Origin of the sequence: Blastopirellula marina DSM 3645 (genome assembly GCF_000153105.1) — a bacterium.
Lineage (GTDB): Bacteria > Planctomycetota > Planctomycetia > Pirellulales > Pirellulaceae > Blastopirellula > Blastopirellula marina.
The window spans coordinates 708,606-720,102 of record NZ_CH672376.1 but is presented as its reverse complement, the minus strand read 5'-3'; the positions used below and the strand labels follow the sequence as shown (position 1 = coordinate 720,102).

General features: G+C 56.7%; 8 protein-coding genes. 7 read left to right on the top strand and 1 reads right to left on the bottom strand.

The window, feature by feature from the left end; all coding sequences use genetic code 11:
* Positions 1-117: 117 nt before the first annotated feature.
* Positions 118-330: a hypothetical protein gene (locus tag DSM3645_RS30160; RefSeq protein ID WP_131282214.1), complete on the bottom strand. Its 213-nt coding sequence runs from the start codon at positions 328-330 to the stop codon at positions 118-120.
* A 351-nt stretch (positions 331-681) separates the two neighbouring features.
* Between DSM3645_RS30160 and DSM3645_RS04545 the strand changes: the two genes are divergently transcribed.
* The 7 genes from DSM3645_RS04545 to DSM3645_RS04515 all read left to right on the top strand — a co-directional run bounded on the left by DSM3645_RS04545 (position 682) and on the right by DSM3645_RS04515 (position 10,990).
* Complete coding sequence (locus DSM3645_RS04545) at positions 682-1,251, top strand: sigma-70 family RNA polymerase sigma factor (RefSeq protein WP_002650857.1); 570 nt, start codon at positions 682-684, stop codon at positions 1,249-1,251.
* A complete protein-coding gene (locus DSM3645_RS27670) occupies positions 1,248-2,963 on the top strand; it encodes a FecR domain-containing protein (RefSeq protein WP_002650856.1) in 1,716 nt (571 codons plus the stop codon). Before DSM3645_RS04545 ends, DSM3645_RS27670 begins: the two co-directional genes overlap by 4 nt.
* Positions 2,964-3,034: 71 nt before the next feature.
* Positions 3,035-6,088: a PSD1 and planctomycete cytochrome C domain-containing protein gene (locus DSM3645_RS04535; RefSeq protein WP_002650855.1), complete on the top strand. Its 3,054-nt coding sequence runs from the start codon at positions 3,035-3,037 to the stop codon at positions 6,086-6,088.
* Between the two features lie 87 nt (positions 6,089-6,175).
* Complete coding sequence (locus DSM3645_RS04530) at positions 6,176-7,537, top strand: DUF1501 domain-containing protein (RefSeq protein ID WP_237564754.1); 1,362 nt, start codon at positions 6,176-6,178, stop codon at positions 7,535-7,537.
* A 78-nt stretch (positions 7,538-7,615) separates the two neighbouring features.
* Positions 7,616-8,596, top strand: coding sequence for a DUF1559 domain-containing protein (locus DSM3645_RS04525; protein WP_002650853.1), 981 nt, complete (start codon positions 7,616-7,618; stop codon positions 8,594-8,596).
* 65 nt (positions 8,597-8,661) lie between these two features.
* Positions 8,662-9,072 carry a hypothetical protein gene (locus DSM3645_RS04520; protein WP_002650852.1) on the top strand — a complete coding sequence of 137 codons (411 nt, stop codon included), beginning with the start codon at positions 8,662-8,664 and terminating at the stop codon, positions 9,070-9,072.
* 274 nt (positions 9,073-9,346) lie between these two features.
* On the top strand, positions 9,347-10,990 hold the full coding sequence (locus tag DSM3645_RS04515; RefSeq protein ID WP_002650851.1) for an arylsulfatase: 1,644 nt from the start codon (positions 9,347-9,349) through the stop codon (positions 10,988-10,990).
* Positions 10,991-11,497: the final 507 nt, after the last annotated feature.

Here is an 11,497-nt window from a genome sequence, read left to right as displayed (position 1 = left end):
AGGTTTTGAGGTTGTGCGATTGGAAGTCGCCGGCGCCTATCCCTCTTCGTAGCCCGAAGCGCGAACGAGGAAAGTTAACTTGCCGGCGACTTCACGGCGTCTGGGCCATTCTGGCTTCTAAAGCATCCATCCGTTGTTGCAGCGCGAGATCGAAAATCCGCGGAGCTGACTCCGGCCCTGCCGTTTGAGCCCGATCTGCACGTACTTGTTTCGAACCGCTTCAATCATCACTTCATGCGTCGCCGCGTGGGCCATATCGGGGCCTTGAAGGGAAAACGCGGCCGCGGCGAACTCTCGCCGGAGAAGCCTAGTGATGTTTGCAATCTTCATCGCGGTCCGTATTTCTCGAAACACGCAGTTCACCAACTGCTTTGGTAGCACATTGCTGATCGAAGCGCAACTCTTTTGAAGCACCGCGTATTTGCGGTGAATTGGTCGGTGCAGCGACGACTTTCGTTTCGACCCTGCGCGTACGGATTCCAGGAGATTGACCGGCAATCTAGAGAAAAACAGAAATTGATAACATTTTCTCGTTATGAATCGAGAATTTTAGCTAACTCCTAGTAGCGACTTTTATGATGAGCGGGGAATCGCATTCGATACACGGTCTTAGCTTCTGTTGCGCCCGTCCTGTCATTAGAAATTGGAGTATTCATCATTACCCAACATCGCGACCAACGATTGACGGAAGCGGGGACGGAGCTTCAGCCGCAACTCGCACCGACCAGCAGTGAGCGGGACGAAGAGTTCGTCGCGTTAATGGCGCGACATCAGCTCCCCCTGACCGCTTTTCTAAGGACGTTTCTCCGGTCGCCGGCGGATGTGGATGATGTGTTGCAAGAGACCAATCTGGTCTTGTGGCGCAAGCGGTGCGAATACGATCCGGATCGCCCTTTTGCAAGCTGGGCTTGCCGGATCGCCCAATTGCAAACCATGGCGTTTCTCAAATCGAAAGGTCGGAAATCGCTGATCTCGTTAAGTGAAAACGTCATCGAAGACTTGGCCAAACGGGCGACGCTGCAATTGAGTCAACTCGACCAGCGTGCAGAAGAGCTTCGAAATTGCGTCGCTAAATTGCCATCGGCGCAGCAGTCCATTCTGCAATCCCGATATCAACACAACGTCTCGGTCAACGAATTGGCGAAACGCTTAGGGCGCCAGCCTCAAGCGGTTGCGATGACGCTTTACCGGTTACGAAAGTCGCTAAAAGACTGCGTAGAGCGCGCTTTGAGTGCGGAGGCGCTGCAATGAGTGATCAAGTTCCAACAGAATTGCGGCTCGAATTCGAGCAACTGATCGTTCAACTATTTAACGAGAACTTGACGGCCAGCGAAGATGCTCGCTTGATGGAAATCGTCGAAAGTTCGCCTGAACTTCGCCAGCTGTATGTCGATCAAATCTTGTCCGACACGCTTCTTCAGTGGACGTACGCCGATTGCTCAGAAGCGGCCGCTGAATTGATTCCCGATTTTGTCTTCGAAGAGCCCGTCGAGTTGGCGCAGCGGCAAACGCTTGTTTCGGCCAATCAAGAATTCCGTCGCTGGTTTGGCCCCGTCGTTTCGATCGCCGCGTTGCTGGCGATTGCTTGTTGCGCAGTATTCCTATGGCCAACCGGGAATAAGCATCCTTCGACTCCTGACCTAGTGTCGGGATCTCCGCCGCCGGCAGTCGTGGCGATGCTGATCGATAGCGAAGACGCCGTCTGGGCTGATTCGATTGGTGAGCTGAAGTATGGCATGTCGTTTCGAGAGGGAGAGCGTCTCGCCTTAGATTCGGGGCTCGTGCGGCTCGCTTTTGAATGTGGGGCCGGAGTTACCCTGAAAGGCCCCGCAATTCTGGAACTCAGCTCCGCGTGGAAAGCGGTTCTCCATCGAGGCAAGCTGGCTGCGGTCGTTCCGGAAGATGCACGGGGATTCACCGTGCTGACGCCCGACATGAAGATCGTCGATCTCGGGACGAAGTTTGGAGCCGAAGTCGATTCGACTGGGCAAGCCAAGGTTCAAGTTTACGAAGGGGAAGTCACCGTCCGTTCCCGCAAAGCCCCTGCGGCCGAAGAGGCGCTGCTGCTTAGCTCCAAAGTCCGATCGCACTACTCTCAGTCGCCTGCTGACTTTACCGACATTCACTTGGCGAGCGTTGACTCTAGTGACGTCGTTTCTCTGCCATCGCTGGAGCAACTTCAGCTAGTGCGTACCGGTCAGTATCCTCCGGCGATCCAATCGATGCCGCTTTCCGAAGCGCTGTCACGCTTAGGCGCGTCGGCGACTGCGGATCGGCGCCCCAATTTTTCGCGAGCCTGGTTGGCGGAAGACTTTTCCCCCTTTCAACACGCCGATTCTGACCAAGCGGGTCTCCACCCTTGGATTGTCGACGGAAAATTTGCCCGCGTCACGGTCCTCGATACTCCCCTGCACTGGCAGTCGATCTCTGGCGATCCCTACGTGATTGAAATGGATGGTCGTGATCCTGCGTTTCCCTCGCTCTGCAATCGCTTAGAAACGCGGCTGCCGGGACGAATCTCGCAAGATTTTTACTTCAGTTTTCTCGGCAGATATCAGGGACTTGATCCGAACGATTTCTTCGCACTCTGGTTCGACAACTCACTCGACGTGGGAGTTAGCCACTCGGCGAAACCGAATGCGGGAATACGTTTCGGAGATTACTTTGCGCGAATCAAGTTGGACCATCAAGATACGCGTCCGGTGCTGGGGAACGACGTTCGCTTCTTTCTCGTGGGCCGCGTTCGCAAGTCCAATCAAGGAAAATTCAATCTCCTGGAGTTGTGGATCGATCCCGATGTTAAATCGATCGGTCCTCCTGATCTCCAGGTAAGCCTTCCTCCCGATCAGGGCGCAGAGTCGCTATCGACGCTGGGTTTCCGGATGGGAAAAGATACCGAACCGCAAGACAAACTCTGGATTGATCGTCTGCTGGTCGATTTCAGTCTGCAAAACGTTCTGTAGGCGAGACCAGCGACCGAAATTTCTCCCCCACAACCTGCGATCTCTCTTAGCAAGCGGAAAGACTTGGATCCATGAAATTGCTGAATTCACTTCCCCGAATTTTGCTCTCGTGTCTGCTGGGACTCGTTGGTCCAACGTTGCCGTTGGCGGAACTGTTAGCGGCGCCCTTTCCGGTCGTCTCCGATCGCTTTGCTCCCTCCACCGAGCTTGCTGTCGAAATCCTCGCCACAGAATTGGTCGATGGTTGGCGCGGCGGCTGGAAACTGTCGAATTTCTCTCCCGCAGCCTACGACCCCGCGGAGCCTGCCGATTGGCCGCCGGTTGTGATTCGCGGCACCGGCCAACGCAACAACCCGCTGCGTCGTCAGCTTAGCCGCGTTTACTCAGAGGACGAACTGTTTGTCGGGTTTCGCTTTGTTTACCAGCCCAATCCGTTGGCGACAAAGCAGGATCCAGAATTTTTCGTCCTCTGGCTCGATCGTACGGAAGGCAGCGATCATGCCGTCCACAATTTTGGGGTTCCCAACATCGGCATTCATCAAGCCGATCGTGGGGTCAGCAAAGGCCGAAACGTTTTTATGCTTCGGTTCGGTTCTGGGCAAACGGCCTGGAGTCAGCATGAATTGGAGCCGGGAAAAACCTATCGGTTGATCGCGCGTCTCTCCAAAGAAACCCCGGGTGAGCGCAACGACTACAGCCAAATGGAACTCTGGATCAATCCAGAACCAGAATCCCGAGAGCAGCCAAATCTAAAGATCAACCGTCAGGCCGGCGTGCATCAGATTCACTGGATCGGCTTTGCGACTGGCGCAAAAACCGAAGCCGAAGATCGAATTCGCGTTGGCGACCTGGTTCTCTCCTCGAGCTGGGAAGAAGCGTACCAGTTTCTCTACGCTACTCGGCCCAACGCGAACGATAAGCAGCAAAAGCCTAAATTCGCTTGGACAGAGACGGTCAGCTTCAAACGTGATATCTACCCGCTGCTGCAGGAAAATTGTTTCGAATGCCATGCGGGCGATTTTCCTGACTCGGGGTATCGACTGGACGTTCGTAGCGAACTGCTCGGCCACAGCACAGGGCATGCGTTGGCCGTCCCCGGCGACAGTCGCAATAACCCCTTACTGCACGTCCTCACCTCGAACTCTGATACCGAACGGATGCCGCCCGATCGAGAATCACTCTCGGAACAGCAGATCGCTTTGATCCGAGCTTGGATCGATCAGGGGCTAGACTGGGACGACAAGCTGCTTCCCGAACCGCGCGTCGAATCGCAGCACTGGGCCTTTCAACGGGTCGAACGCCCTGAAGTGCCGCAAACGGATGGAATAGCGCATCAAAATCCGATCGACGCCTTTGTCGCAGCTCGACAACAAGAGCTGGGACTGACCTCTTCCGAAACCGCAGATCGCCGAACCCAGATTCGCCGACTCTACCTTAGCGCGATCGGCTTGCCGCCGACGGAATCAGAGACGGAACAGTTTCTCAAGGATCAATCGCCAGAAGCTTACGCCCGACTCGTCGATAACGTGCTGGCTTCTCCGCATGCCGGCGAGCGCACCGCGCGGATGTGGCTCGACCTGGTTCGCTGGGGCGAGAGCGAAGGGCATCAACACGATATTCCGCGTCCCTTCGCTTGGCGGTATCGAGATTATGTCATTAACAGTTTCAACAGCGACAAGCCGTACGATCAATTCCTCCATGAGCAACTAGCCGGTGACGAACTGCAGCCCACTACCGACGAAGCGGTGATCGCGACCGGATTTCTCGCCGCGGCGCGGATCAGCGGCAACCAGATGGATAAGGGTCTGCAACGTTCGGATGTGTTGTTCGACATCGTCGATAACACGGCCAGCGCCTTGCTTGGTCTGACAATGGAATGCGCCCAATGCCATAACCACAAATTTGAGCCGATCACGCAGCGAGATTACTACCGCTTCTACGCTTTCTTCTCGCGCGGACAGATGGGAAATATTCGTCTGTTGAATACGGAGAACCCCGCGGCCCAGGAGATCCAAGAGTGGTTCACCAAGGGCTCTTACAAGTTCTATCTGAGCGAAGCCAGAAAGCTCAAGATTGATCCTGCCGAGTATCCTGCGCATACATGGGGCTATTACTCACCGGTGACCGGAAGCCAGGATCTGGAATACTTGCCGGTAGTGAATCGATCTCCCCTACCCTACTCGCCCGAATTTCTCAAACGTGTCGAAACCCATATTTTGATTCGCGGCGACGTGAGAAGCCCCGGTCTGCGCGTCGAACCTGGTTGGCCCGCGGTCTTGGGAACGATTCCTTCCGAACTGGTCCCCACTCCGCGCCAGGCGCTGGCCGAATGGCTGGGCAGTCGCGACAACCCGTTGGTCGCCCGGATTTGGGTTAATCGACTTTGGCAAATGTACTTCGGCCATGGAATCGTCGCGACCTCCAGCGATTTCGGAACCCATGGCTCTCCCCCCAGCAATCCCGAGTTGCTGGACTGGCTCGCCGTGGAATTGATGGAGAATTCGTGGAGCACCCGACATGTTCAACGGCTAATCCTCACCTCCAACGCCTATCGCCAAAGTGCGACGTTCAACGCCGAAAATTATGCCCTCGATCCCGAGAACATCCATCTCTGGCGCTGGCCGCAACATCGCCTCCAGGCCGAAGCGATTCGGGATTCTCTGCTGGTGGTCACCGGAGAGCTCAACCGGAAAGTTGGCGGACCCAGCGTCGCGCCTCATCATGACGAACAAGAGCTCCGCCGAACCATCTATCTTTCGCAGCGGCGGAGCGAACTGCCGGACGTGATGCGGATGTTTGACGGGCCGGAAGCGCTTCGCAGTTGTTCTCGCCGAGAAACTTCGACCGTCGCGTTGCAGCCGCTCTATTTGCTCAACAACCCCTTTGTCGTGAAACGAGCGACATTGCTGGCCGATCAGATCGGCGACAAAGCAGGCTCAGATCACCGCCGGCAGATCCAACTTGCCTTCTCACGAGTTCTGGGACGAGCGCCAACGCCGTCCGAAGTCAAACGTTCTCTGGCGATGCTTGATTCGCACGCAGCGGACGCAGAAAGCGAGCGACGAACGCTCACGCAGTTCCTGCACTCTCTGATGAACCTGAACGAATTTGTTTACTTGCCTTAGTTCTTCCGATTGAAAGCGCCGCCTGTGTTTGACATTTCCATGAATCGTCGAGTTCTGTTTCAGGACGCCGGTCTCGGATTCGCAGCCATGGCTCTGAATTTACTACTGCAACAAGATCACGCATGGGGATCCCCTTCCTCTTCTAGCGCCACGCTCAAGCCGCACTTTCCGCCGACCGCCAAGTCGGTGATCTTCCTGTTCATGTCAGGCGGGCCGGGCCATGTCGATACTTGGGACCCCAAGCCGCAGCTCTCGAAAATGGATGGAGAGCCGGTGCCGGACAGTATTGTCGCCAACGTTCCTAACATTCCCCGATCCGGCGTAAATTCGAAACTCATGGCCTCGCCGTTTGGCTTTCAGAAGTACGGCCAGAGCGGCATCGAAGTTTCGGAACTGTTGCCGCACACAGCGCAGCACGTCGATGATATCTGCGTATTTCGCTCGCTCAATCATCGCATTCCCGTGCATGGTCCAGGAGAATGCTTAACGCTAACCGGTTCGGGCTTGGGCGACCGCCCTAGCATGGGATCTTGGGTCACCTATGGACTGGGAAGTCCGGCGCAAAATCTGCCTGGATTTGTGATGCTCTCCTCGCAAGAGACCGGTCCGGCCGCCCAGCGCCCCGGCTGGGCGTCTGGATTTCTGCCGGCGCGATACCAGGGAACGGTGCTCGATAATCAGCAGGGAATTCCCTACTCCGAAATGCCGCCGCTCTATTCCGAGCGCGATCGTCGGAAGCAGCTTGATTTTATCAACTGGATGAATGAGCGGCATCTGGAAGAGCAAACGCAAAACTCCGAACTGCTAGCGCGTATCGAGTCGTACGAACTTGGTTTCCGCATGCAGATGGAAGCCCCGGAAGTGCTCGATCTTTCGACCGAATCGGCCCACCTGCAAAAGGCCTATGGGATCCACGAAAAAGCGACCGCGGCCTTTGGACGACAATGCCTGCTGGCGCGACGGCTCGTGGAACAAGGGGTTCGCTTCATCCAATTGCGCAATGGAGGCTGGGACGCGCATGGCGCTTTGAAATCGAATCACATCAGCCGCTGCAAGGCCACCGATCAGCCGGTGGCGGCGTTATTAGCCGACCTGAAGCAACGGGGACTCTTGGATGAAACGCTGGTCGTCTGGGGAGGTGAATTCGGTCGTACGCCCACCACCGAAGGGAGCCGCAAGGGAGATTCCCGCGGACGCGATCATTCGCCAGCCGGTTACACCATGTGGCTGGCCGGCGGAGGCATCCAAGGCGGACAAGTGATCGGTGCGACCGATGAACTTGGCTTCGTACCAGTCGAGCGCCCGCTCTCTCCGCACGATCTGCACGCGACAATTCTGCATACGCTGGGGATCGACCAACATCAATTGATCTATCTGCACAACAACCGTCAAGAAATCCCCACCGTCCTCGGCGGTGAAGTGATTCATGAAGCGCTGAAGTCCGGATGATTTTCGGACTTCGTTTTGATTCCTTTCCAGGCGTTCTGCCTGCTCCTTATCATTTTGTCTTTTCGAGGGTAAATACCAATGACAAGTCATATCGCGGAGAGCAAACGGCGCGGCGGATTCACGCTCGTCGAACTCCTTGTCGTGATCGCCATCATCGGCGTCTTAATCGCACTCTTATTGCCGGCGGTTCAACAAGCGCGCGAAGCGGCGCGGCGGATGAGTTGCGGGAATAATCTGAAGCAAATCGGCCTTGCTTTGCACAATTACCACGACGTCTACAACACGATGCCTCCCGGCGGATTTCGCTACATAAGCGACACGCCGTCCAGCACCAACGAAAACACCGCGTTCGGCGCGACGTCGCACAGCTATTTGGTTGCGATCTTGCCATATGTCGAATTCTCGGCGATGGCCGACCAGTTCAACGACATTCAGGGATGGCGCGGACAGCCGAATCGACGCGTCGTGATCGCCGTCCCCCAGTCGTATCAATGCCCTAGCTCCACACTGCCGCGTTCCGATCATGCCGACGAAACGCTGCTTGACTCCGGCAGCACCGTCATTGGTCAGATGTACGCCGGCCATTATGTGGGCAATATGGGGCCGATTGGATCGGGATACAAACTATTTTGCAAAAAGCCAGCCGACAGCGGATCGGCCCCAAACTGCAACTCTGGTAACGAAGTCTCGGATCAGGGGATTCTGGGTGCGAACAGCAAAATTGGATTTCGAGATATCACCGATGGGACGTCCAACACGATCATGGTCGGTGAACTTTCGACCAACAACTATCCAACCGGAGAAGCCGCGCCCCGCGCTTGGTCGCGCGGATGTCCTGACCACTCTTGCGGCATGGCCAAGAACGTCAAGTTCGGGATCAACATTCAGGGATTTGTTTCCGGCAACTTCAATAACATGAGTTTCAGCAGCATGCACAGCGGAGGCGCCCAAGTGCTGATGGCCGACGCCAGCGCGAGGTTCGTTTCGGAGAACGTCGACATGGACGCGTACCTGGCGACCGCTAGCCGTAATGGTGGTGAAGTCAGAACGGTCGAATAATCGCGCACTTCGTTTTCCGAGGAAAAATTTTCCCTCCATTTCTCTCGTTATTGCAGGATCATCGAATGCTTCGCATCCTCCCCCATGCGCCCCTGTTTTCGCTGCTCGCCGTCGCTCTGGCGCTCTCCATGAGCGGTTGCGGAAAAGTCGAAGGACCGCCCCGCTACCGAGTTTCCGGCCACGTGACTTTTCAGGGAAAACCGGTTCCAGGCGGTTCAATTATTTTCACTCCCGACACGCAGAAGGGGAACGCTGGCCCTCAAGGAACCGCTCGCATCATCAACGGCAGCTACGACACCACCGAGGCAGGACGCGGCACGGTGGGTGGCCCCCATCAAGTGCATGTCATTGCGACCGACTCGTCTCTCGCCGAAGACGCCGAGCTGGTCGGGCCCCTCGCGGAACACACCTTTGACATCGAGTTTCCACAGGAAGCGACGGTCCAGAATTTAGAAATCCCGAAATCCAAAAAGTAGAAACGCGGGCAATCATTGAAGTCGCTCCCACTAGCAGCGACTGCCAAGCCTCCGTACCAATCGAGAACAATCGGCCCCGCCAAATAGCAGACCTCGGCGCGGCTCTTTCTCGGTCAGCGTTGGCGGCGTTAGCCAAGCGGCTTTCGCTTTCCGCCGCATTTCAGAGGCAGATTTTCTCGCCCCCGTCGCCCCCAGGAATTGACTCTTGAAATCGGAGAGAAGAGACTGGGGAAGTGACCGCTGAGCCCCCGCCCTTCCAAGAAAGGGATTCGACATGAATCCATTCCCCCATCATCTAATACGCCGCATCAAAAAGCTCACATTCGCCGCTTGCGCCGTACTCGCCGCCCAACTTATTATTCCCACACAACTGCAGGCCGAGTCAGGCGAGCGTCCCAACGTCATCTTCATCTTGGCGGACGACATGGGCTATTCTGATCTTGGTTGCTACGGCGGCGAGATCGCGACGCCCAATCTAGACAAGCTGGCCGCTGGCGGATTGAAGTTTACGAACTTTTACAACACGGCTCGCTGCTGGCCGACGCGCGGGGCGCTGCTCAGCGGCTACTACGCGCAGCAAATTCATCGCGACACGTTGCCCGGTTTGGGCGGCGGCGGCAAAGGAGCGCGCCAAGCGTGGGCGCGACTGCTGCCTGACTTTCTTCGTCCGCACGGCTATCGCAACTATCACAGCGGCAAATGGCATATCGACGGCAAAGTGTTGGCCGCCGGATTCGATCGTTCGCTCGATCTGCGGAACCAAGGGAACTTCTTCACGGCCAAGGGAAACTTTGAAGATGACAAACCGGTCGTCCCGGCCGCCGACGAGTCGGACTATTACGCGACGACGGCCGTTGTCGATCATGCGGTCGATTGTCTGCAAGAGCATGCCGACAAATACGCCGATCAACCCTTCTTCCATTACGTCGCGTTCATTGCGCCCCATTTCCCGCTGCATGCGCCGCCAGCAGACATCACCAAGTACCGCGACGACTATCTGAAAGGTTGGGATAAACTGCGCGAAGAACGCTTCGCTCGTCAACAGAAACTCGGCTTGCTGCATACGACCTTGTCGGCGCTCGAGCCCGATGTCGGTCCTCCCTACGCGTTTCCCGACGCGATCAAAAAGTTAGGCCCCGGCGAGGTCAATCGCCCGCTTCCCTGGACCGATCTGACCGACGAGCAGCGCCGCTTTCAGGCGACCAAGATGGCGATCCACGCCGCGATGGTCGATCGCATGGACCAAGAGATCGGCCGCCTGATCGAGCAGTTAAAAGCGATGGGCGAGTACGACAACACGCTGATCTTCTTCGCCTCCGACAACGGCGCCAGCGCCGAGATCATGGTGCGGCACGGCGGACATGATCCCAGTGCGGCGCCCGGCAGCGCCGCATCTTATCTGTGTCTTGGCCCCGGTTTCTCCAGCGCCGCCAACACGCCGTTCCGCCGCCACAAGACATGGGTGCACGAAGGAGGAATCAGCACGCCGCTGATCGTCCATTGGCCCGCCGGAATCCAAGCGCAAGGAGAATATCGCCAAACCCCCGCCCACGTGATCGACATCGCGCCGACCATCTTCGCCGCGGTCGGCGTCGAAAAACCCAGCACCTGGCAAGGCGAACCAATTCCCGCGGCGCCCGGCAAGAGCTTGGTTCCCGCTTTCACGCAAGATGTAACGATCGATCGCGACATTCTCTGGTGGTTGCATGAAGGGAACCGCGCGATCCGTGTCGGCGACTGGAAACTGGTCGCCGCCCAAGGAGACTCGTGGGAACTGTACGACCTGAGCACCGATCGCGCCGAGGCGAACGACCTAGCGAAACAACAGCCCGAGAAGGTGAAAGAGCTAGCGACGCTGTGGAATCAGCAGCTCGATGCGGTCAGCGAGCTAGCGGAGAAAACGGTGAAGAAGAAGTAGCGTCGCTCCCACGCGAACCCCGCAATCGACCACGCGACGGGCTGGCTCACTCGGCGGAACTTGCGTTCGCCGAACGACTTACCTGCTTTTTGGCGGCGTTCCTGCGGGGGCGTTATCTCGACAAGGTGGAAAGCAAAAATTTGTCGGGAACTTGCCGGTTCGGTATCGGCGGAATATGCTTAGAGACGTCGTCCATCGGATTTTAATGGTTACCCATGCTCCGCTATACCCTGGCAATTTTGCTTTCGATGTCCATTACCCTCAATGGGTTTGCGGCGTCGCATTGCCATTCGGTCGCGGAACATGGCTCGAACAGTGATTCGTCGTCCCAGGCGCATCTACATCTGGGTGGGCATCATCATCAACATTCGGCGAATGCTCTTTCACACGCTCGAGCGACCGAAAATACCACTCGCGTCGAGAGCCAACTTACCGGCGAATCAGACGAAGAAATTGTCGTTTTCGTCTCGGGCGATTTTGCGACTGACGCAGGCGTTCAAGTCTCGC

Coding starts and splice junctions, on each gene's coding strand:
- DSM3645_RS27670 (WP_002650856.1), top strand. CDS start 1,248: ATGAGTGATCAAGTTCCAACAGAATTGCGGCTCGAATTCGAGCAACTG.
- DSM3645_RS04535 (WP_002650855.1), top strand. CDS start 3,035: ATGAAATTGCTGAATTCACTTCCCCGAATTTTGCTCTCGTGTCTGCTG.
- DSM3645_RS04525 (WP_002650853.1), top strand. CDS start 7,616: ATGACAAGTCATATCGCGGAGAGCAAACGGCGCGGCGGATTCACGCTC.
- DSM3645_RS04520 (WP_002650852.1), top strand. CDS start 8,662: ATGCTTCGCATCCTCCCCCATGCGCCCCTGTTTTCGCTGCTCGCCGTC.
- DSM3645_RS04515 (WP_002650851.1), top strand. CDS start 9,347: ATGAATCCATTCCCCCATCATCTAATACGCCGCATCAAAAAGCTCACA.
- DSM3645_RS30160 (WP_131282214.1), bottom strand. CDS start 330: ATGAAGATTGCAAACATCACTAGGCTTCTCCGGCGAGAGTTCGCCGCG.
- DSM3645_RS04530 (WP_237564754.1), top strand. CDS start 6,176: ATGGCTCTGAATTTACTACTGCAACAAGATCACGCATGGGGATCCCCT.